Origin of the sequence: Ferrimonas pelagia (assembly GCF_039543565.1) — a bacterium.
GTDB lineage: Bacteria > Pseudomonadota > Gammaproteobacteria > Enterobacterales > Shewanellaceae > Ferrimonas > Ferrimonas pelagia.
In genome coordinates, this window is sequence record NZ_BAABJZ010000087.1 from 1 (window position 1) to 23,010 (window position 23,010).

A 23,010-nucleotide genomic window follows, 5' to 3' on the forward strand; every position below is an offset into this window, starting at 1 on the left:
AGAAGCTATGGAGGGTATCGAGAGCTTGACTGAGAAGCATAAAAAATCCGAGTTCCTGAATGAGAACTCGGATTCTGACATCATCAAAAGATCGGTCAAACGATCCTTAAATGATCGGCATTACGCCTTCGGGCGGTGGTTTTTTTTGTGAAAAATTCCGCTGCCAATGCGCGCGGATAGCAAATGTTTGGGTGATGAGGGTCACGTCTGCTCAGTGGCGGTGGTGAGTTGGCTGGTTAAAGTGCGGCGGCTTGGGACGTGGATCACCAAATTGGGGCTATTAAATGCGATAGTGAGGATAACTGGGATCTGCATCACTCGGAAAAAAGAAACCCTCTGGTAGAGTGCTTGTCATCGAAACGCTGGTGGATGGAATGGCCAGTCAGGCGCAAGGAGGTGCGTTGCTTATATCGAATTAAAGGTGTATTTCGAGATGAAAAAGACTCTGCTTGCTGCTGCCATTCCCGCTCTGTTGATCGCCAATGCGTCTGCTGTTGAACTTTATGATGATGGCAAAAATAGCTTTGCTATCGGTGGTCACATGACACTGCAAACCGAGATCGGCGGTGGCGATACTGAGGTAACCGGCAACTCCCCACGGATCAACTTCTCCTGGAACAGCGATCTGGGCAATGGCTTTAAGCTGGACTCACGGGTTGAGTGGGGCATGACCGACGTGACCGGAGATGACTCCGACGTATTGTTCAACCGCTTGGGCTACATCGGTGTTGGTCATGACACGTTTGGTCGCTTGTCCATCGGTAAGCAGTGGTCCGCCTATAACAATGCCTCCGGTGCAACAGACACCAGCATTGTGATCAGCTCAGATGCACTGCATACCTATGATGATCACGGCAATCTGGGTTTAGGCCGTGCCAACGAAGCGATCCAATACAGCAACGCCTTCGGGCTTGCTGGCGGTAAACTGGACTTTGTTGCGCAATACCAGGGCACAAACTCCGGTGATCGCGATGACGATGGGAACGTTGTTGAAGGGGGCAAGGACTATGATGATCGTTACTCCTTTGCGACCGGCTACGCGTTTGGCGACACGCGTATCGCATATGCGTTGAGCACCGGTGATGTGGACTATGGTGCAGGCTTTGTGAAAACTCAGGCCCAGGTTGTATCGGCCAAGTGGGGTAACTACGGCGATGGCTTGCACATTGCGGGCGCCTATTCTTGGGCTGAAAATGTCCGGGGTGCAGATATTGATTCTCAAGGCTACGAAGCCGTCGTCGCTTATGGCACCGGCAACCTGACTTATGCCGTTAAGCACCAATACCTGAAGCAGGACGATCAACGTGATGGTCGTACCGGTATGGATGGCACCGCCTTTAATCAAAGCTTTGCGACTGTCGAGTGGAATGTTGCGGCTAACTTTGTTCCGTATGCAGCCTATGTCGTCGAACACGATCTCGATATTTTGGATAGCGATCAGAACCCAATCGACAACGACAACCGCTTTATCTTAGGTGCTCGCATCTACTTCTAAGCGCCAAGTCGTCTGACAAAGCCACCGCTCTTGCGGTGGCTTTGTTGTTTCTGGCGCTTGTGGGGGACTGAACTAGACTCTGCAACAGGTTCATCACCAGCCCAGAGGAAGGTTTAATGCGCACTGCTGCACTTTGTTTATCCATCACTATTGTCGCGTTCCCTGCGCTTTCGCTGGGACTGTATGACGATGAGATCAACGCATTGTCGGTTGGCGGCCATGCTGGGATCTCCTTGGTCAACAGCGACGGCGATACCCGTGTCGCCGACAGCTCCTCTCGAATTCGCTTTACCTTTAATCGCCAGCTGCCCAATGACTGGCAGGCCGAAGCTAGGATGGAGTGGGGATTTAACCTGGTCGATTCCGGCAACAACTTGCAGCTAAGTGGCGATGCGTTGCAATCACAGCGGGAAGGACAATTTCTCTTTAACCGATTGGGCTATCTCGCGTTCAACCATGATAAGTTTGGCAGTCTGTCCATCGGTAAACAGTGGTCGGTGTACTACGATGTCGCGGCCAATACCGATAACTTTATTCTCACCGGGGGATTGGCGTCCGGTGTGTACAACTTCGGTACCGATGGCGGCCTATCGGGCACCGGCCGGGCGGATAGCGCGATCCAGTATCGCAACGAACTCTATGGATTGCAGTACGCACTGCAATATCAGGCCAAGACCGAAGGGACGGTTGGGGTACTCCCTCCGCCGGAATGTAACGTAACGGAGCCGCCGGCTTTCTGTGACGAGCTCAATGATTTCTCGGTTGATTATGACGACAGCTGGGGGGGCTCGGTTCGTTACCGATTTCACGCGTTGACGTTTGGAGTGGGCTACAACCGAGGCAATTTTGAATCGGTAGCTCGGGGACAGGCGAAGGATGAGGCGGTGATCCTTGGGATCACTTACGGTGATCTTTATCAGCCAGGCCTCTATGCTGGCGCCAACTACGCCAAGACGGAAAATCACGAGTTGGATCATCGCAATCGGGTGTTTGACGGCGATGGTTACGAACTGATGGTTAACTATACCTTTGACAATGCCTTGACTCTGGTTTCGGGCGTCAACTGGTTAGAATCCTCAGACAGTACCTATGAAGACGAAAATGGCAAATTCAAGCGTTTACTGTATGTCCTTGGTGCACATTATCAATGGGGGGATATGATCAGGTTGTATGTAGAAGGCAAGATAGATGATAGCGAGTTTGGTTCAGACAATGGCTCGGATGAAAATCTGATTGGTGTGGGCGCGCGCTTCTACTTCTAGCATATTCGACTTACATTCTGCCTCTAGGCCCGGAGCACTCGCTGCTCCGGGCCTTTTTTATCTTGGCAAAGCGCTAACGAACGATGAGTGAAAGGTCGAGAGTACGTACATTTTTGTGTACAACTTGTTAATGCTTTGTGCTCGCAGGGTTGATTGTGTGTTTGCATTCTGATTACATCGGTGTCGACAGATTGGGTTTCAGACTCATGACAACCTCTCGATAGGTGACCCATTAGAGGCTCGCCACGGGGGGAAGGGAACAACAAAACACACATTGATGTGTCCAGGGAGATAACACATGTACAACAACAGCGTTGTAACAAAAGCTGTTCGCTTTGCCTTGCTGGCAGGCGCAACCACCGCTGCCTATACCGCGCCTGTCGCTTTTGCTGCCGAAGGCGATGAAATCGAGCGAATTGAAGTCACAGGATCGGCAATTAAACGGACAGACGTTGAAGGGGCGCTGCCGGTTACTTCTTTAACCGAGGTTGAAATCGAACGTAGCGGTGTAGAAAGTGTTGCTGAGTTGATGCAGCAGTTACCGGCAATGCAAGGCTTTACGACAAGCTCTGCTTCTGTTGGTGGTTCAGGAGGTGGTACCGCAACGGCTTCGATTCATGACCTTGGTTCCTCATATACTTTAGTGCTTCTTAATGGGCGTCGGCTTGCGCCTAGAGGATCGGGAAGTACGATTGACTTGAACTCAATTCCGTTGAGTGCAATTAAGCGCGTTGATGTGTTGACCGACGGGGCGTCTGCGCTCTATGGGTCAGATGCAATCGCAGGTGTCGTTAACTTTATTCTTAAAGACGATGTGCAAGATACGACCATTACAGGTCGATATAGCCAACCACAAGAAGATGGTGGCGAAGGGTGGAATGGAAGCATTACAACAGGCTTTGGTGATCTTGATGCCGACGGCTTCAATGTCATGCTGTCATATAGTCATGATAATAAGGAGCGGTTAAAAGCAACGGATCGCGACTTTGCAAAGACCGGCATGATTGAATTTGAACAGAATGGCCAGCAGTTGTTCTTTTTCAATGGTTCTCCAAATGCGATCCCCGGGAATGGTCGCTTCTACTTTAATGATGGGACAATTTACGACTTTAACCCATACCGAGAGTCAACGGGGGAGTGTGCTGAAAATACTTCAGGCATAGGTGGTTGGTGTTGGTTTGACTATACAACGACAATTGAAATTCAGCCTGAATCTGAACGGGATAGCTTCTTACTGCGCTCTGAGATTTCATTGACAGATGATATTACGGCCTTCGTTGAAGGCACTTACTCTGATTTTTCAATGACAACTCGTATCGCCCCCTATCCGTCGGGAGGGGTGCTGATTTCGACAGAGAGCCCTCTGTTTGACACTTATTTTGTCCCTAACTTACCGGAAGGCTACGACGCTGAAGATGTTAATTTCGGACTCGGTGTGTGGCGTGCGCTTCCTGCAGGAAACCGGACAACCGAATGGAACACTAAGTCTACTCATGTGGTTGCAGGCTTAGAGGGGATCATTGGAGATGATATTGATTTTGATTTTGCGTTTGTTCATTCTAAAAATGATACTGATCAAAATTACCCAACAGGGTGGTTGATTGAAGAGAAATTCGTTGAAGCTGTGGAGTCTGGTGCGATAGACATTTTTGCCCCCGCTGGTACGGTTACTCAAGAAGATGTAGATGCAGCAGGCATTGTGTATAGTGGTGACTGGTCAAATAGTGAAACCGTTATGAATGGGGTTGATTTTAAAATCTCCATGCCGGTCTTTGAGTTTAATGGCAATGACATCTATATGGCCGCTGGCGGTGATTACCGTCAATATGATTACGACTATACCTTGTCTCAAGCTAATCAAGACTCTATCTTGCTATTCTTAAGCGCTGACCAGCCATATTCTTTGTCTCGCGAAGTGTTTGGGGCCTTCACTGAGTTTTACTTCCCAATCATTGATAATCTTGATTTGACAGCCTCGCTTCGCTACGACAATGTTGGTGCCGTAAAGGATAACTTACTAGGCAGCGATGTTAATGATAGCGATGATGCGCTGACATACAAGTTGAGCTCTCGTTGGCAAGCAACAGAGAATCTTCTTTTGAGGGCATCGTATGGTACGGGGTTTAAGGCGCCTTCGATGTTGTCGATTGCACAGCCTCGTGCTGAGGCCGGGGTCACCGGTGGTAATTATAACTGCCCATTTCTCGAAGGAGACCCAAAAGCAGCATGGTGTAAGCCAGGTTCTCAGCAGTACAATGTCTTTACTCAGGGTAACCCTGATCTTGAATCAGAAACCTCTGAACAATACACGTTCGGATTTGTTTATGCGCCCAGCAATGAGTTTAGTTTTGGGTTAGATTATTGGGCTGTTGAGATGGAAGATTTGGTTACTTCTCTGACAGAGGCTCAAATTTTTGGCAATCCGGATAGATATTACGATCTGTTTACTTTCAAGACGAATACCGCGACCGGCATCGATGAGTTAGCTATTTTACAAGCAGATGTCAACGTTGGTAAGTCCAAGAACGCTGGTATTGATTTGCACTTTAACTCAATGGCTGAGGTGGAATATGGCACATTCCACTTGGGCGTCACTGGCACGTACATGATCGATAGTGAATACACTCGTCCGGGTACTGATAATGAGTGGATCACTAGCATGGGGCAGTTTGGTGATAATAATGCGGTGACGTTCCGACTCATCACCCAAATTCAGGCTGGTTTCGAGCATGGTGATTTCTATCATAACTTCACTGTTAACTACCGCTCTGGCTATCGTGATCAAATGCAAACTAAGGAAGCTTGTAGTGTCACCGAGGACGATGCTTTTGGAGATTGCGTAGATGTACAGCTCTATGTACCTTCTTACACCAAGGTTGACTTCCAATCTAAGTATCAGATTAATAATGCCTGGAATGTTGCGTTGGGTATCAATAACCTCTTTGATAAACAACCAGCATTAAGCTTGCGCTCCGGAGGAGCCGGACACCAAGTTGGTTACGATCCTCGTTACACCGACTCTTATGGTCGAACCTTCTATGTTCAGAGCTCTTATACTTTTTAAATAAGTAGAGCAAGACAAGCCGCTTCATTTGAAGCGGCTTTTTTGCACGTCACTTTTGACTATTGTTTTATGTCATTGAGCGAGCGTCAACTGCTTGTGTTGTCGTAAGGCTGCTGGTGTTTTTGAGTGTGCTTGTTAATTGCATGAGTCAGAGGTTGAACTTTTTTGAAGAATCTTTTGGTTTCATCTTTTGTTATTTTATTTGGAGGGGCTTTGTGGGTGTAATATAAATGGATGTTGTGTGGTACTTATTTTAATGAGTTTTGTCTGACGTCAGTGTGGTTGATTGTGATTATTGAAACAGGGCTTTGACGCAGTGTCATGATACTTTTCAAGTGTGGTGTGCGTATTGCTAATAATGTAATTTAATCTATTTGATGAAGTTGGTGTGAGCCATATTGTGTTTGTTAACACCAGTGTCATCTCTTCATGAAGTTAAATATTAAAATGTTCAAGATAAAAACTTGAGCGCCATTTCTTTCTTGATTTCGATAACCGTTTGGTGTTGATAGGTTGTCAACTGAGGGTGGGGTGAATTTTGTGCTTGAGTTGCACTTGTTTCTTGCTCCATTAGATCATTTACAAGGTTGACACAAGTCACACCCATGTGGAAAGATTCACGTGCATGCATCCGGCCGCAAACGGTCGTGCAGCAAAGGAATAACAATAGTACAAGACGGGACTGGCTCCAGTGCAACGCTGGAAAAACACAGTGGAACGTGTTTGGAGCCGTGGACTCACAACAAGACTGGTTGGGAACTATGTCCGTGATGAAAAAGACCAAGCTCGCCTCAGCAGTGATCGGTGCCGTCGCACTGACTGTTAGTGGCATGGCTTCAGCTGCAGATGCGCTGGCCACAATCCAAAACGCTGACAAGCAGATCCAAACGGAAGCTGTGAAGTCTCAGCAAAAGATCAACAAGCTATACGACCAGGCTCAAGACATGCGTTTTGAGTATGGACAAGTCGTCGCCGAAACCGAAACCTTAGAGCACTACAACGACTACGTCGCCACTCTGGTGGCGGATCAAGAAGCCCGCATGGCTTCGTTGCAAGAACAGATCAATGGCATTGAGCGTACCAAGCAAGGCGTAGTGCCGCTGATGTCCCGCATGATTGACTCTCTCGAACAGTTTGTCGCTATGGATGTGCCCTTCCTGCAGGAAGAGCGTGAGAAGCGTGTCGCTCGGTTACACGAGGTGATGGGCGATTCTAACGTCTCGACCTCAGAGAAGTATCGTTTGGTGCTGGATGCGTACCAGATCGAAAACGAGTACGGCAACAAGATGGGCGCTTACGAAGGTAAGTTGACCATCGATGGTACCGAGATCGTGGTCGACTTCTTCCGGCTAGGCCGCGTTGTGTTCCTGGCACAGTCGCTGGACCAGGAGAACGCTTGGTTGTGGGATAACGATGCCCGCCAATGGAATGCGTTGTCGCATGAATCCATGCGTGCTGTGACCAATGCGATCAAGATGGGTCGTAATCAGGCCGCTCCGGATCTGTTGAAATTGCCTGTTAAAACTGCGGAGGGGGCAGAATAATGAAAAAGCTCATCACTACCGCTGTTATTGCTGCGGCAATGACCTTTTCGGTTGCGCCGATGGCTGCTGAGCAGTCGGCTGCACAAACTCTGGATCAACTGCTGAAACAGATCCAATCCGATCGTCAGTCCGAAGGGCGATTGAACAGCCAGCGCGAAGCGGAGTTTGTCGCCGAGCGTGCCGATAAGCAGGCTTTGCTGAAGAACGCGAAAGCGAAGCTTGCCTCAGAGAAACAGCGTGGCGAAGATCTGGCAACCCGCTTCACTGAGAATGATCAATCCATCAACCAGCTGAGTCTTGACCTGGCTACCGCAACCGGTGATCTGGGTGAGATGTTTGGTGTGGTTCGTCAGGTTTCCGGTGATATGTCTGGGCAGTTGCATGCGTCGCTGGTTAGCGCGCAGCTCCCTGGGCGTGCTGAATTTATGGCTGAGTTGGGCGCCGCGAAGGAACTACCAACTATTAAGGAGTTGGAAGAGCTTTGGTTTGCGTTGCAAACTGAGATGACGCAAACCGGCAAGATCGTCAGCTTTAGTGCATCAGTCACTTCGCCGAAGGGCTCTGTTGAAGATAAGACGGTAACCCGTGTTGGTAACTTTACTTTGTTGGCTGACGGCGAATACCTCAACTTCAACCCGGAAACTGGCACTATCCTCTCTTTGCCGAAGCAACCGGAAGGCTACAAGGTCAAGACTGTTGCCGCGTATAACAATGCTGCTTCAGGCCAAGTGACGGAAGTTTTCGTTGATCCATCACGGGGCGCGTTACTCCAAGTCTATACCCAGAAGGCAAGTTTGGAGGAGCAGTTCGAGCAGGGTGGTGTGGTCGGTAAGATCATTGCTGGCTTGTTGGTATTTGGTTTGCTCATCTCACTTTGGAAGATTTTTAGCTTGACCATCGTGTCCGCCAAGATCCGCAGCCAGGTTAAGAGCTTTGATAACCCAGGTAAGAACCCTCTGGGCCGGATCCTGCAGGTGTACCACGACAGTAAAGGGGTGGATGTAGAGACCCTGGAGTTGAAGTTGGACGAAGCGATCCTGCGTGAAACGCCGAAGATTGAAAGCGGTGTCAACATCATCAAGGTATTGGCGGCTATTGCGCCAATGCTGGGTCTTTTGGGCACGGTAACAGGTATGATCGCGACCTTCCAAGACATCACATTGTTTGGTACCAGTGATCCGAAGATCATGGCCGGCGGTATTTCCATGGCGTTGGTGACCACGGTACTGGGTCTGGTCGCGGCTCTGCCGTTATTGTTGATGCATGCACTGGTGGCCGGTCGTGCCAAGTCTGTTGTCGATATTATCGAAGAACAGAGCGCCGGGATCATCGCGCAGCATGCTGAGAAGCGAGGCAACTGATTATGATTTACCTGGTAGAACTCTGGGAGTCTGTCAGGGACTTCATGGCCACCGGGGGCGATGTCCTCTGGTTGGTGGCAGGGGCGTTGTTTCTGATGTGGGTGTTGATGCTTGAGCGGTATTTCTATGTCAGCTTCGTTTTTCCGAAGGTGCGCAAAGATATCATCGCTAAGTGGGATGCCCGCGCGGACACTACGTCCTGGTATGCCCATCGCATTCGTGAAGCATGGATCTCCCAGGCAAAAGAACAATTGAACGCACGTGTGGGGTTGATCAATACCCTTGTTGCTATCTGCCCTATGTTGGGTCTGCTCGGTACGGTAACCGGCATGATCGCAGTATTTGAGGTGATGGCCGTGCAGGGGACAGGTAACCCTCGGCTGATGGCCGGCGGGATCTCTATGGCCACCATTCCGACCATGTCGGGTATGGTTGCGGCCTTGTCCGGGGTGTTTTTCAGTACACGACTGAAAGCCCGGCTGCAGATCTCCGCTGAGCAATTGACCGATAACTTGCCCCATCATTAAAGAGAGTTTTTTATGGCACGTAAGAAGCATTCCAGTGGCGCAGAAGAAGCCCAGGTCGATATGACCCCGATGCTGGACATCGTTTTCATCATGCTGATCTTTTTCATTGTGACGACGTCCTTTGTCAAAGAGTCCGGACTTGATGTGAATCGTCCAAAAGCGCAACAAGCGTCCAAAAAACCGGCGGCAAATATCTTTATTGGTATCAATGAAGCTGGTCTTGTCTATATGGAAAATCGGGAAGTCGATATCCAACGGGTTCGGGCAAACGTTGAGCGCATGTTGGCTGAGGCGCCAGAAGCACAAGTGATGATCCAAGCCGACCAAGCGGCCAAACATGGCATCGTGGTTAAGGTCATGGATCAGGTGAAAGCGGCCGGCATCGACAAGATCTCGGTCTCAGCGGAGAGCGATTGATATGTTGAGAGCACTGTTAGCCCTAATCGTGGGTGCTGCGGTGACCTTCGCTTTGTTCTCTTTCATGGCATTTTTGATCAGTGGTGGCGCGACGCGACACGATGATGGATTCAAGATGCCACCGATTGAGTTGACGATGCAGCGGCAGGATGCGAAAGCACAAAACCGCGAACGTCCCAAACCGAAGCCGCCAAAGCCGCCGCAAGAGCCGCCAAAGCCGGTCGAAATGGAACCCGATACCAGTGATATGTCGGATTCTGTCTCGGTACAGGTACCGAGTGTTGACCTAGGCGGGATGAGTAATGGCCTAGGGGATCCCGCAGGCGCGATGGCGCGTGATGGCGATGCCACGCCAATCGTTCGGATCGAGCCGCGCTACCCGATCAAGGCAGCTCGAGACGGTAAAGAGGGGTATGTGATCCTTAGCTTTACCATCAACGAACTGGGTGGGGTCGAGGATGTCCAGGTTATCGAAGCGGAACCACGTCGCTTGTTTGATCAGGAAGCCCGCCGCGCGCTACGTAAATGGAAGTACAAGCCGAAGATCGTTGATGGCAAGCCGGTAAAACAGCTGTCTCAAACCGTTCGTCTTGATTTCACCTTGGACAATGCTAACGGCTAAGGCAGGAGGGGATTATGAACACCAAGACCACTGTACTGTCTGCGCTGTTGCTATCGGTTTTAGGTGGCACACTCGCGGCGCCTCAGGCGCTGGCCGCAGAGCAATGCGAGATCGACACGCGTAAGACACGGGTTGTGTCAGAGCGCGTCGGTCGCAAGGTGCAAAAGGCCTATGAGTTGTACGCTGAAGATCAGGTGGATGCCGCGTTGGCTGAGCTGATCGAGATCGATCCGAGCGGTGATTTTGATAAAGCCTATGTTGCGCGCATGATTGGTTCGCTGTATGCGGGCAAAGAGGGTCATGCTAAAACGGCTTTGAAGCATCTGAAGATCGCGGTTGATATCGATCAATTGGGCGGTTCAGATCACGCCAATACCTTACGGTTGTTGGGCGATTTGAATATCTCTGAGCGTCATTTCGACGACGCACTGAAATACTATGACCAGTGGATGGCGTTTTCTTGTAAAGAGGACACCAATGTTTATCTGCGAATGGCCAGTGCGAAGTACGAGTTGAAGCAATACGCGGATACATTGACCTATGCGGATAAGGCGATCGCGTCGCAGAAAGAGCCGAATAAGGGGCCGTATAGTCTGAAAATGGCGGCATTTTATGAGAGCAAGAAGTACGACGACGCAGCGAAGATCGCTGAAGAGATCGTGCGTTTGTTCCCACAGGATCGCCGCCATTGGATCCAGTTAGCGCAGATGTATATGTTGGGCGAGGATTACAAAAAGTCCTTGTACACCATGGATATTGCCTACCGACGGGGTTACTTGGAGACGGCCAGCGAGTACAAGATGTTGGCTCAGCTTTACGCTCAGAACGAGATCCCACATCAGTCGGCCAAAATTCAGGAAAAATATCTGAAGGACGGTTTGGTTGAGAAGGATGAGTCGTCTTTGTCTATGCTGGCCAACACTTATCACCAAGCCAAGTCTATCGATAAGGCCATCAGTTACTATGGTGAAGCAGCGACAATGTCCAACAACAGTCGTTACTTTATGCGTCAAGCCAGCTTATTGATGGAGCGCGAACGTTTTAAGGAAGCGAAGGTGGCCGCTCGTAAGGCTTTGGAGGGTGAAGGCCTGAAGAGTGCTGGTGAGGTACAGATGTTGTTGGCGCAAGCCCACTTCTATCTGGGCGAGTACAAATCCGCGCATAGCGCGGTTGTCTCAGCCTCGAAAGATCCTAAGAGTAAGAATGCCGCGAGAGGTTGGCTCTCTTACATTAAGGAAACGGCGGATCGGAAAGGCGTTCAGCTATAGCGTATCGACGTGATTAAGGGCCCCGCATAGCGGGGCTTTTTTGTATAAGGAACCGATAAGATGAAATGGAATTGCGGGGTGGTTGCTGGTTTGTTTGCTGCAATACTTGCTGGCTGCAGTCCGAGTGCGCAAACTGACATCGAGTTCAAAAGTTTTGCTCAGCTGTCTGAGCGGTATTTTGATGATCTGCTTGAGTTGAATCCGGTCCAGGGCACCTTCGTTGGCCGAGCTGAGTTTAATGGGCGTTTCGAGAATAATCTTTCTGATCAGTACCTAAAGGCCCGTCACCAACTGAACCAGGGCTATCTGGACGCGTTGCTTAGGTTGGATCGACAAGGTTTGACCGCTGAGGAGCGTTTAAGCCGGGACACCTTACAGTACGAACTCGAATTGGCTTTAGTGGATGAAACCTATCCACAACGTTTTCTGCCTATGAATCAATTTTATAATCGAGTGATCACCTTTGTGCAGCTTGGCAGTGGCGAAAGCGCACAGCCGTTTAATCGCGTTGAAGACTACGATAATTTCATTCAGCGTATGGGCGAGTTTTCGCTGTGGATCGACAGCGCGATCGTACGGATGGAGGAGGGCAGTCGCTCTGACGTCGTTTTACCTCGGGTTTTGGTGCAACGAATGATCCCTCAGCTTCAGGCGCAGTTGGATCTTGTTGATCAGGACAGCCCCTTCTTTGCGCCGTTACAGCAGCTGCCCGACGCCTTGTCGCAAGAAGAACGGCAGGCGTTGGAGCAACGCTATCGTCAAGCATTGGCTCAGACGGTGTTCCCCGCCTTAACGCAACTAAAAGACTACCTAGCCGATGTCTACCTGGCAAAGTCGAGAGGAAGTGATGGGTGGGGAGGGCTGCCCAATGGCCAGGCGTGGTATCAGCATTTGGCCAATAAGCACACCACAACGCGCCTGTCGGTGGATGAGATCCATCACTTGGGGCTGGAGGAGGTGGCGCGGATCTTAACGGAGATGGATAGGGTCCGTCAGCAAGTCGGTTTTGCTGGTGATCTCTCTGACTTCTTTGCGCATTTGGGCTCGGCCCCTCAGTTCTTTTTTACCGAAAAATCGGCATTGATCTCGGCTTATTCCGATCTGCGAAACCAGATCAATCGGGTCTTACCGGCTTATTTTGATGTGATGCCGATAGCGGATTATGAGGTTCGAGCGGTTGAGGCGTTTCGAGAGCGCTCTGCGGCAGGCGCCAGCTACCAGGCGCCGGCTCCGGACGGATCGCGGCCCGGGTTCTTCTATGTCAATACGTTTAACCTGAAGGCGCAGCCCAAGTGGGGCATGACCACTTTATCTCTTCATGAGGCGGCACCGGGCCACCATTTTCAGATCGCGATCAAGCAGGAACTTGAAGGGGTGCCGAGTTTTCAGCGATTTGGTGGTTATACCGCGTTCGAAGAGGGCTGGGCGTTGTATGCCGAGCATCTTGGTATCGAGATGGGGCTATTTCACGACCCTTATCAGTATTTCGGTAAGTTGTCGGATGAGATGCTCAGGGCGATGCGGCTGGTCGTCGATACCGGTTTGCATGCCAAGGGATGGTCACGGCAGCAGGCGATCCAATATATGCTGGATAACAGCCCGTTAGCTGAGTCGGATGTCACCGCGGAGGTCGAGCGCTATATGGCCATTCCCGGCCAGGCTCTGTCTTATAAGATCGGCCAGCTTACTATTATGCGTTTACGCCAAGAGGCAGAAACGGCACTGGGAGACCGGTTTGAGCTGAAAGCGTTCCACAATCAAGTGTTGATGTCGGGCTCACTGCCGATGGCGGTGTTGGAAGATAAGATCCGTCTTTGGGTTGCTCAATACTGAGTCTGATGCGTTATCGGTGATAGTGACAAACGGGGTCCTGACAGGACCCCGTTTTTGGCTGGGATCGCCATCCCCTAGCCGCTCTTCTTTGAGCTTTCATTTTAAGTCACGGCTTGGATCGTTATGCGCCACCCCACTGTTAGCCGGAATGTATCCTTGCGAGAGCATGGGGATGAACGCCGGGGTTCCTTCTTTCGCAGCGCATCGCTGCTCTCCTGTTTATGATCCCTCTGGATCTTGCTTCGGCGCGGGTTGGTGAGAAGCAAGAAATGGCGTGAGGCCATCAATTGGCGCTTTGTCGAACACTCAGCCGTTGCTCGGACCGGCTGCTTATGTTGGCGTCGGAGCGGCGACAATCATGCGGCGGAGATGCGGACTTGATGATAGTACTGCAAGGCGCAACGAGGGGGCTGTGTTGGGGTAAAGGTGAGCGGTGCTTTAGGGCCGTATCGGTGATCAGTGAATGTGCTGATCTGCGGCTGTCTCAAATTGATAAATAGCTGCAACTCGTTCAAAATTAACGCCTTTATGTGGAGTGCTCGCCTATTAACATGATGTTTATGTTGCGATGCTCGAACAACAACAAGAATGCGAGAATTGTGTGAGCGGTGTGGTGAATAGGGTTTATGGGTTCGCAGTGGCGATCAGCGTGACGTTTTTATCCGGTGTGGATAGTGAGCTTCAGGCGAGCGATGATCTGGAGCGGATCATCGTTACGGGTTCGCGACTCGGGCAAGAGCAGCACGACAGGCTCAGCCCGGTTGCAGTGATCTGCGCTGAGCAGATCCGTCTCGGTAACTATCAGTCTTTGGAGCAACTCCTGCAGCAGACGGTCTATTCGGCCGGTGCTGCAAGTGGTCAAAGCACGACAAACGCCAGCCGCGGGGCGGCGCGGATCGATCTGCGCGGTATGGGCGCGGCCCGTACGCTGGTTTTGGTTAATGGTCGGCGGATGGTGCTGTCGGGCTCTGGGGCCGATCAGGCGGTGGATCTGAATACCATCCCAATGGCGTTTGTCGAGCGGGTTGAGATCTATAACAGCGGCGCATCGGCTATTTACGGCTCAGACGCGGTGGCCGGTGTGGTTAACGTTATTACCCGCTCACCCGAAGAGGGCCTGCAGGTGGATCTGCATTCGGGCATCACGTCCGAGGGCGATGGTACAACGCTGGCGCTCAGCGGTTTGTGGGGACGGACGTTTGACCGTGGTCAGATCACGCTCGGGATGAGCTATCTGGATCGAGGAGGGAGCCGTCAGACGGATCGAACCTGGGCGCATTGTGATCCTTTGGGCAATTGCGGCGACTTTAGCAGTACCGATACCGGAGGTGCAGGGTACTGGGATGGCCAGTGGTGGTCTCCAGGCGAAGACGGTGATTGGCAAGCGCAGACTGGTGGTTACGATGTCTCGCCTCATAGCTACCTGTCAACGCCCCAGGAGCGGGTTTCGTTGTTCAGTGAGTTGCGATGGGATATCAGTGAGCAGACAGAGGTGTTTGCTGAGCTGCTGTATTCCCATCGTCACTCTCAACAGCAGATGGCGCCTGCGCCGGTCTCCGGTGTCGTATTAGATACGGCGCAATTAGGTGAAGGCCCTTGGGGGACGGCATCGAGTATTGAATATCGTCGCCGTATGACGGAGGCGGGAACGCGAGATTATCAACAGAAGGTCGATACGGTTCGTACTGTCGTAGGGTTGGAAGGGCGTTTGCCTAACTTTCGCGGGGCTCAGTGGGATATCGCTTATACCTTTGGCCATAATCGGGCGCAGAACTGGGTGGACAACCTGGCGCTGCGTGAGCGACTGATCGACGCTATCTACCAACAGCCGGATCTCTGGTTTTCGGGCCAGCCATTGCCGGCTCATATCCTCGATGAGGTGATGTACGATGATTTCTCGACCGGCGGCAATGAAATGCACCTGCTATCCGCCAATATCCGGGCCGATCTCTGGAGTCTGCCTGCCGGTGAGTTAGCCGTTGCGGCAGGCGCTGAATATCGTCGTGAGTCGGGTTGGAGTACCCCGGATCCTCATACCGTCGCGGGAAGCTCCTCGCAGCAGCAGCAAGATCCGACCCAAGGCCACTACAATACGAGCTCCCTATATACCGAGCTTTCGCTTCCTTTACTGAAGGATCGGCCATTGATGCAGGCTCTGACCGCCAATGCGGCGCTGCGCTGGTTTGACTACAGCTCTTTTGGATCCGACATCACCTGGCAGCTGGGGTTGGACTGGCGTGTCAACCCGGGGCTGCTTGTACGAGGCAACACGGCCACGGCCTATCGCGCACCGAACGTGAGTGAACTGTTTGCTGGCAATATGGGGTCATATGACCGGCTCAGTGATCCATGTTGGGGGGTTGAAGCGGATCCGGAACGGGCTCATTTCCTCGCCGCCTGTCGGGCCGATGAGCGGGTTGATCCCAATTATGGGCTGGGCTCTGATGGCGCGATCTTGCCAGAGGACCCTCAGACATTGGTTACCCGGACGCCCGGTGACGATCTGCAGCCAGAGAATGCCAGAACCTGGGATATGGGCTTTGTCTTTACCCCAGAACGTCTGTCAGGTCTAAACCTCTCGCTCGATTATTGGCGTTTTGATATTGAGAATGCGATTTCCCGGATCAACAGTCAGTCTTATCTGGATGACTGCTATCGGGGAGAAAGCGCCCAATGTGAGCGGCTCGGCATAGAGCGCAGCGACGTTACCGGGCGGATAAGCCATCTGGAGGCCCCGCTGGTCAACGCGGGTGAGTTGAGTGCGAAAGGTCTGGATGGCTTGGTGACCTACCAGTGGCAATATGGTGGGCATGATTGGTCGCTGGATTGGAAGATCTCACACCTGATAAGCCATGAGCTTAATGGTGTTGAGTACGCAGGAACCCTGGGCCGCAGTCGGGGCGGATACGCAAAGTGGCGAGAAGAGTTACTGCTACGCGTCGTCGCCGATCACTGGCGAGGACAATATCAACTTCGGACCGTCGGAGCGATGAGCGATTGGAGTCAACCGGACTTTGAGGTTGCCCCTGCGGTCTACCATAACGTCAGCTTTGCCAGCGATGTGACGAAGCAATTGACGTTAACTTTTGGCATAAACAACCTGTTTAACGAGGAGCCGAAGTATCATCCGAATCATGGTGATTTTGGCACCAATGCCGAAGTGTACGATGTATTAGGGCGCTATCTGTATAGCAAGCTTCGCTATCATTTCTAATTGACGGTTTCTTTTGGCGCCTTTGTTTAGTGCGCGGGTGTGTCGCTATCGCGCTGCATTTAGGGTTAAGGGCTCAGCCTAGGCTCGCAGATACCCCCAGTTTCAGAGTTCTGGGCCACGCCGTCCGTAGCCATAATTGAACTCCTCAGTTTCCTGAAAAGGCACCGTTTTCGGTGCCTTTTTTGTATCGATTGGCAGAGGGTTATAACGAATACACTACCTCAGTATTCCCGTTTTATGGGAGCGGCGATAACTGTTAGTTATGGTTATCAAGGCATCAATGATGAACAAATTGTTATCACAGCGACGGGCGCGAATGCTGCGTCATGAATTTCTGTGAGCCACGTCTCAATTTGTCTTATTGGGCGGCGTTTTATGTTAAAGAAAGGCTGTGGAGGGTTCTGCTGCCATGGGTGGGGCATTGCAGAGATAAATCTGCTTTTTAGTGACCCAAAAGTGCCTATTTGCGCTGCGATCAGTGGTGCTAATCCACTCCCTTCCGGTTGGTTGCACCAATATGCAACAAAGCTATAAAGATATAGCGATTGACCATAATGCGGTGTTAACCCAGTATCAATCAGGCATCGCCACTACAACAAGACAGAAGCAATCTGCATTCAAAAAGGCGAATAAAATAAAAATAACTTTAGGGAGTTAGGATGAAGTACCCATCAAGGATCGCCCAAGCGGTAAAAATAGGATTGGCAGCAAGCTCGGTTGCGGCCATCGGGATCAGTGCCCCTGCGATGGCTCAAACTGCCGTTGCAGAGAATGTTGAACGGATCAGCGTGACCGGTTCACGGATCTCCCGCCAAGATATGGAGAACGCTTCTCCAGTGACCATCATTGATAGCGCTGCCATCAAAGCAGAAGGTTTTGTCAGTGTTGATCAGATCCTGCAGTCTCAGCCATCAATGGGCGGGATGGCATCAGGCTCGACCACCAATAATGGCTCTGATGGCGCCGCACGCGTTGATCTGCGTGGTATGGGCGCAAGCCGTACTCTGGTATTGGTTGATGGCCGCCGTATGATCAACTCAGGCTCTGGCGGTGACAGCACCGTTGACCTTAATTCCATCCCAGTGGCTATGATCCAACGTGTTGAGATCTTGAAGGATGGAGCGTCTGCGGTATACGGCTCTGATGCGATCGCAGGTGTGGTGAACATCATCACCAAAAAATACGTTGAAGGCTTCCAGTTCGATATTAATGGTGGGATCAGCGATAAAGGGGATGGGGAAAACTATGACCTGTCGGCCTTATACGGGATCCAAACCGGCTTAGGCAGCATCAACGTCGGCTTGGCGTACTCTGAGCGTAAAGGCGTGATCCAAAGCGATCGAGATTGGGTGCCTGCAGGCGAGAGCTCCTTGGTTCCGGGTGGCTCGTTAAGTGGCTACAAGCGTGATGCGGATGGTGAGTACATCCTTAATGAGAAAGGCGATCGCATCGCAACCAGCTATGTGCCGGGTGAGAATGGTTGGGCAGAGCGGGACTTCGGTTATGACTTTACCAAAGACAGCTACTTCCAAACGCCGAGCAAGCGTTACAGCTTGTTTGCCAATACCAGTTTGGAGCTGACCGATAACATCCAGTTTAACGGCGATGTGATCTATACCAATCGAGATTCAAAACAGCAGATGGCGTCACAGCCTGCCAACGAAGATCTCAAAGTGTGCCCGGCGGGCACCACGGGTTTAGACTGCGTGTCGTTGACCAATGACATGCTGGCAGCCGGTATTGAAGCGAATGAAGACGGTATCGTTAATTATCGTCGCCGTATGGTCGAAGTGGGACCGCGGATCTACGAGCAGGACGTTGAGACGCTCCGTGCCTCTGCCGGTTTCAGCGGTTATCTGGAGTTCGGTAATGGGCTCGACTGGGACGTTTCTTATACCTACGGCCGCAACCGCGCAGACACTTGGGTACACAACTCCGTCAACGCGACCAACTTGACCAACAATATCTACGCCAACCAAGATGCGTGGTTCTCCGGCAAGTTTGACGATATCAGTGCCGAGATGATCGATGACATCTCTTACCTGCAGACACAAACTGGCGGGAACGATCTGCACGTGCTGTCTGGAGTTGTGAGCGGGGATCTGTTTGAGCTTCCGGCCGGTGCCGTCGCATTCGCTTTGGGTGCTGATTATCGTCGTGAAAGTGGCTTCTACAACCCGGATCCGGTGATCGTCGCTGGTGATGGGACTGCGGCCCAGCAAGACCCAACGGATGGCAGCTACAATGTCACGTCGGCCTTCACCGAGTTTGCGATCCCAGTGGCCGATGGCCTGTTAGCCGAAGCGGCGCTGCGCTATGACTATTACAGCACGTTTGGCAGTTCGACCACTTGGAAATTGGGTGTTACCTACGAAGTGAGTGATGAACTGATGTTACGCGGTGTTGCCGCAACCGGGTTCCGTGCGCCCAACATCACCGAACTGTTTGGTGGTAACTCAGGCTCCTTTGACTATTTGACTGACCCGTGGGGCCGAGAGCAAGATTCTCAGATCTTGGTGAACTACAGCCCAGATCCGAACTTGGAAGCGGAAGAGTCAGAGTCGTTAACCTTGGGTGCAGTATTGACACTGGATTCCATTGAAGGTCTGTCATTTGCTATTGATTACTGGGCGTTTGATGTTACCAACGCGATTTCGCGACTCAATGTTCAGGAGCGCATGAATGCGTGTTATGAGGGCGATCTCACCGCCTGTAATGACATCAGCATCACTGTTGATGGTGATCTGAGTGACATGACGAATCCACTGACCAACGTGGGGACCCAAACCACTCGTGGGATCGACTTCAATACGCAATACAGCTTCAGCGGCTTAGGGTTAGATTGGACCTTGATCAATGATCTGACCTACCTGTTGGAGTTCAAAGAAGACGGAGTTGATTACCGCGGGACGATTGACGGCATGAATGGCGCTTACGCTGAGGTGAAGAACAACTTCAGTCTTGCCGGTCGTCACGATAAGTATTCGTTTATGTACTCAGCCCGTTATATTGGCGAAATGGAATCTCCGCACGCTGATGTCACTGTTAGCGCGCGTACCTATCACAACATTTCCGGTACGTATGACGTCTCGCAAAACGTTACAGCAACCCTGGGGATCCGTAACCTTGCCGACAAGTTACCACCATCGGTACCCAATGGTAATGAAGTGGGCACGGTGCCAGAAGTGTACGACGTGATCGGGCGTACTTACTTCGGTGGCGTCACCATTCGCTTCTAACTGGCCTGTTTAGACAGAACCTCAAGCACCGCGCAAGCGGTGCTTTTTTTTGTCTGAATGTCATTGAGCCATAACTGATTTTGAGTCTGCTATAAACAAAGGCGTTCCCTCCGACTGTAAGAAAGTGAAGTTCGTGATGATGGGTTGGGGTTTGTTGTATTTTTGTTGCGGCGCAATGGCGCGCCCCTGCCTCGCCCGTAAGTACGATTGTAGCGACGTTTGAGTCATGGGCCCTGTCTGCTATCAGAGGCGGGGGGGGTTGAGATCAAGAAGCTGCAGTAACATGTCATTAACAAAATTAACACAGCAAAAACAATAACTTAGTTGACACTGAGTATGTTCGGTAGGAGTATAAAGTTGTGAATGGCTTGTGCCGTGTCGCAACACAGAATGAATAAAAACATCACAGCAGCGCTGCACTTGAAACATATGTAAGGTGTTGCTCAAAGGGAGTAGTGATAATGGCTATGGAATCCTCAGTATCCAAAGCAGTGCGCCAAGGCTTGCTCGCCACCACCGTCGGTGCCGTGGCATTGGCCGGAACCAGTGTAGTTGCCGTGGCCCAGGCGAACGACGACGTAGAACGTATTGAAGTGACCGGCTCACGGATCTCGCGAACTGATATGGAAACGGCTTCTCCGGTTGAAGTATTAGATCGTGACTTTATTGAAAAGTCAGGCGTGTCTAATATCGCGGAACTGTTACGGCAGGTGCCCGCGAACCAGTCAACCCAAGATGTGCGTCAAACCAATGGTTTTGCGGGAGCGGCGACCGGCGTAGATCTAAACGGGTTGGGTGTAGGTAGTACTTTAACATTGTTAAATGGCCGCAGGATGGCCCTGCATGGCCGTCCTGATGGGTCGACCCAGATGTTTGTCAACATTGATTCCATTCCATTGGCAGCAGTTGAACGGGTTGAGGTTCTGCGAGATGGCGCTTCTGCTATTTATGGTTCAGATGCGATTGCTGGGGTTGTGAATATCATTCTGCGCAAGGACTATGAAGGCGTTGAATTAAGCTCTCGCTACGGCCACACGACCGACGGCTCTGATATGGGAGAGTGGGAAAACAGCTTGTTTATCGGGACGGCAAACGATAAGACATCCATGAACATGATGGTGTCCCATTATAAAAGGCAAGAGGTATGGGGCTCTGATCTTGGACTTAATGCTGATAATGGATTTATCGACTTTTCGAGCTCCGCGCCACCGAGCGGCGTTGCTTGGGTACCGGGTGATGGAGGTTTCTCGGCGACCGGTGATTCCTGTGAAGTCGATTATGGCAATGGTAAGTGCTATTACGATTATGTCCCAACATCGACGAAATTACCTGAGATATCACGCTGGGGGTTAATGGCCAATATGACGCATGAGTTGACAGCTGACCATTCGTTAAAGCTGGAAACGATGTTGTCTAATACAACGACCTCTTATAATATGGCTGCAGCGCCTTGGTTTGCAGACAATGATGCTATCTATATTACCAATCGAGACAATCCTATCTACGCACAAATAGCGGACGGGAATGGTTTCTTTGATAATGGGTATGCTTATGATGGCAGTGATCTGACCTTCCGAAAGCGCTTTACCGAGGTTGGCGAGCGGGAGGCGAATGAAGAGGCCACTACCTATCGTGTTCTTGTTGGCTTAGATGGTGTACTTGCTGATGAGTGGTATTACTCAACCGGGGTCATGTTCAATAAGTCCTATACCGTTAATCGCGGTGACAATTATGTTTCTACTAGTCGAGCTTTGGAAGCGTTGAACAGCGGTGTTGACCTGAATGGTGATGGCGTTATTTCCGATGATGAATGGTTAAACCCAATTGCACCGGTTTCTGATGCTTTGGCTGATTATTTGAGGGCGACCACCTTTCAGGAGTCTAGTTTCCGAACTGTGACTGCGGATTTCACACTGTCAAACAGCGAACTAGTCGAAATTTGGGCAGGTTCCGTTGGTATGGCCGTTGGTCTAGAGTGGCGTCAGGAGACATTGGAAGATATCTCCAGTGATAACTTGAAGAATGGCGACTTGGTCGGCAGTGGTGGTAGTGATGCGATAGGCGAGAGAGAGCTATTTTCCTCTTATATCGAGTTTGCTATTCCACTGATGGATAATGACTTTGGCTATATTGAAACCCAACTAGCCGCTCGTTATGAGGATTACAGCGACTTTGGTAATAAGACAACCCCGAAAGCTGCACTGAGTTATCGGCCAATCGAAGGCCTGATGCTGCGAGCTTCTTATGCTGAAGGTTTCCGCGCTCCGAACCTGTATGAATTGGATGGGCAACGTGTTGCCTATACACGGGTAACAGATCCGCTGCGATGCGACCCAGGTAATCCCGACGCGCCCAATACTGGCAAAGATTGTGGCCAGGTGCAAATTCGCTTAATTTCAGGTGGCAACTCAGACTTGAAACCTGAGACCTCGACCTCAATTAATGCTGGGGTGGTTGTGGATTTTGGCCAGCTAGGCTTGATTGACAATCTAAGCATGACCGTCGATTATTTCAAACTTGAGCATGAAGATCGTATCCAAACGTTGAGCACGACCGAGATCTTGAGGCTCGAGTCCGAAGGTACCTTACCTGAAGGTACTGCCGTGATCCGGGGGCCTGCGGAAGGTGATTATCCAGGCGAGATCCTCGATATTATTACATATAGCGCAAACTTAAGTAGCCGAGAGGTCAAAGGCTACAATATGGGTATTAATTATCTCCTTGGTTTAGGCTCAATAGGCGAATTTGATTTTACTAACAGCACCTATTACCTCGAGAGCTATAACGTCATGGGTAGCGAGTGGGCCGGTACCTATCTTCAGCCGCGCCTTAAAAACACCACCCAGTTAGGTTGGAAACTTGGGGATTGGAGCAGTTCACTTACCGCCGTATATCGTGGGCGATTTGATGATTATTACGGAGAGTATTATTATCCGGGCGTGAAAGATCATGTTGCTTCAATGACCACATTGAATCTGGGTGTGAATTATCATGGGTTTGAAAATACTACTTTGACAGTGGGTATTGATAACCTGACAAATAAAAGCCGGCCGGTCGACGCCACGAACGATTCTGGTGGTATCTCTGATGTTGATAACCTTTATGGACAATTTGTCTATGCACAGGTGAAGTTTAACTTCTAACTTTACTGAAAAGTTAGAATA

Annotated in this window: 13 protein-coding genes; all 13 read left to right on the forward strand. The window is 50.9% G+C overall.

Translation table 11 applies throughout. The features are described from left to right. Positions 1-433: 433 nt before the first annotated feature. The 13 genes from ABEA08_RS13580 to ABEA08_RS13640 all read left to right on the forward strand — a co-directional run bounded on the left by ABEA08_RS13580 (position 434) and on the right by ABEA08_RS13640 (position 22,989). Positions 434-1,495 (forward strand): porin, encoded by a 1,062-nt coding sequence (locus ABEA08_RS13580; RefSeq protein ID WP_345335871.1) that lies wholly within the window; start codon positions 434-436, stop codon positions 1,493-1,495. A 116-nt stretch (positions 1,496-1,611) separates the two neighbouring features. Then, positions 1,612-2,757: a porin gene (locus ABEA08_RS13585; RefSeq protein ID WP_345335872.1), complete on the forward strand. Its 1,146-nt coding sequence runs from the start codon at positions 1,612-1,614 to the stop codon at positions 2,755-2,757. Between the two features lie 298 nt (positions 2,758-3,055). Continuing rightward, entirely contained in the window at positions 3,056-5,821 is a 2,766-nt protein-coding gene (locus tag ABEA08_RS13590) for a TonB-dependent receptor (RefSeq protein WP_345335873.1), read from the forward strand. 770 nt (positions 5,822-6,591) lie between these two features. Then, positions 6,592-7,365 (forward strand): DUF3450 domain-containing protein, encoded by a 774-nt coding sequence (locus ABEA08_RS13595; RefSeq protein ID WP_345335874.1) that lies wholly within the window; start codon positions 6,592-6,594, stop codon positions 7,363-7,365. Further along, complete coding sequence (locus tag ABEA08_RS13600; protein ID WP_345335875.1) at positions 7,365-8,726, forward strand: MotA/TolQ/ExbB proton channel family protein; 1,362 nt, start codon at positions 7,365-7,367, stop codon at positions 8,724-8,726. Before ABEA08_RS13595 ends, ABEA08_RS13600 begins: the two co-directional genes overlap by 1 nt. Positions 8,727-8,728: 2 nt before the next feature. Further along, on the forward strand, positions 8,729-9,253 hold the full coding sequence (locus tag ABEA08_RS13605; RefSeq protein WP_345335876.1) for a MotA/TolQ/ExbB proton channel family protein: 525 nt from the start codon (positions 8,729-8,731) through the stop codon (positions 9,251-9,253). A 12-nt stretch (positions 9,254-9,265) separates the two neighbouring features. After that, positions 9,266-9,670: an ExbD/TolR family protein gene (locus tag ABEA08_RS13610; RefSeq protein WP_345335877.1), complete on the forward strand. Its 405-nt coding sequence runs from the start codon at positions 9,266-9,268 to the stop codon at positions 9,668-9,670. Position 9,671: 1 nt separating this feature from the next. Next, a complete protein-coding gene (locus tag ABEA08_RS13615) occupies positions 9,672-10,292 on the forward strand; it encodes an energy transducer TonB (RefSeq protein WP_345335878.1) in 621 nt (206 codons plus the stop codon). Positions 10,293-10,306: 14 nt separating this feature from the next. Then, complete coding sequence (locus ABEA08_RS13620) at positions 10,307-11,560, forward strand: tetratricopeptide repeat protein (protein WP_345335879.1); 1,254 nt, start codon at positions 10,307-10,309, stop codon at positions 11,558-11,560. Between the two features lie 60 nt (positions 11,561-11,620). Continuing rightward, a complete protein-coding gene (locus ABEA08_RS13625) occupies positions 11,621-13,393 on the forward strand; it encodes a DUF885 domain-containing protein (RefSeq protein WP_345335880.1) in 1,773 nt (590 codons plus the stop codon). 613 nt (positions 13,394-14,006) lie between these two features. After that, a complete protein-coding gene (locus tag ABEA08_RS13630; protein ID WP_345335881.1) occupies positions 14,007-16,607 on the forward strand; it encodes a TonB-dependent receptor plug domain-containing protein in 2,601 nt (866 codons plus the stop codon). A 659-nt stretch (positions 16,608-17,266) separates the two neighbouring features. Then, the gene (locus tag ABEA08_RS13635; protein ID WP_345335882.1) at positions 17,267-19,846 is read left to right on the forward strand and encodes a TonB-dependent receptor plug domain-containing protein; all 2,580 of its coding nucleotides are present in this window, start codon (positions 17,267-17,269) and stop codon (positions 19,844-19,846) included. Positions 19,847-20,307: 461 nt separating this feature from the next. After that, positions 20,308-22,989: a TonB-dependent receptor plug domain-containing protein gene (locus ABEA08_RS13640; RefSeq protein WP_345335883.1), complete on the forward strand. Its 2,682-nt coding sequence runs from the start codon at positions 20,308-20,310 to the stop codon at positions 22,987-22,989. Positions 22,990-23,010 lie beyond the last annotated feature (21 nt).

Excerpts from the sequence above, each read along its gene's own strand:
- ABEA08_RS13590 (WP_345335873.1), top strand. The coding sequence starts at position 3,056 with ATGTACAACAACAGCGTTGTAACAAAAGCTGTTCGCTTTGCCTTGCTG.
- ABEA08_RS13600 (WP_345335875.1), top strand. The coding sequence starts at position 7,365 with ATGAAAAAGCTCATCACTACCGCTGTTATTGCTGCGGCAATGACCTTT.
- ABEA08_RS13580 (WP_345335871.1), top strand. The coding sequence starts at position 434 with ATGAAAAAGACTCTGCTTGCTGCTGCCATTCCCGCTCTGTTGATCGCC.
- ABEA08_RS13585 (WP_345335872.1), top strand. The coding sequence starts at position 1,612 with ATGCGCACTGCTGCACTTTGTTTATCCATCACTATTGTCGCGTTCCCT.
- ABEA08_RS13625 (WP_345335880.1), top strand. The coding sequence starts at position 11,621 with ATGAAATGGAATTGCGGGGTGGTTGCTGGTTTGTTTGCTGCAATACTT.
- ABEA08_RS13615 (WP_345335878.1), top strand. The coding sequence starts at position 9,672 with ATGTTGAGAGCACTGTTAGCCCTAATCGTGGGTGCTGCGGTGACCTTC.
- ABEA08_RS13640 (WP_345335883.1), top strand. The coding sequence starts at position 20,308 with ATGGCTATGGAATCCTCAGTATCCAAAGCAGTGCGCCAAGGCTTGCTC.
- ABEA08_RS13610 (WP_345335877.1), top strand. The coding sequence starts at position 9,266 with ATGGCACGTAAGAAGCATTCCAGTGGCGCAGAAGAAGCCCAGGTCGAT.
- ABEA08_RS13635 (WP_345335882.1), top strand. The coding sequence starts at position 17,267 with ATGAAGTACCCATCAAGGATCGCCCAAGCGGTAAAAATAGGATTGGCA.
- ABEA08_RS13595 (WP_345335874.1), top strand. The coding sequence starts at position 6,592 with ATGAAAAAGACCAAGCTCGCCTCAGCAGTGATCGGTGCCGTCGCACTG.
- ABEA08_RS13605 (WP_345335876.1), top strand. The coding sequence starts at position 8,729 with ATGATTTACCTGGTAGAACTCTGGGAGTCTGTCAGGGACTTCATGGCC.
- ABEA08_RS13620 (WP_345335879.1), top strand. The coding sequence starts at position 10,307 with ATGAACACCAAGACCACTGTACTGTCTGCGCTGTTGCTATCGGTTTTA.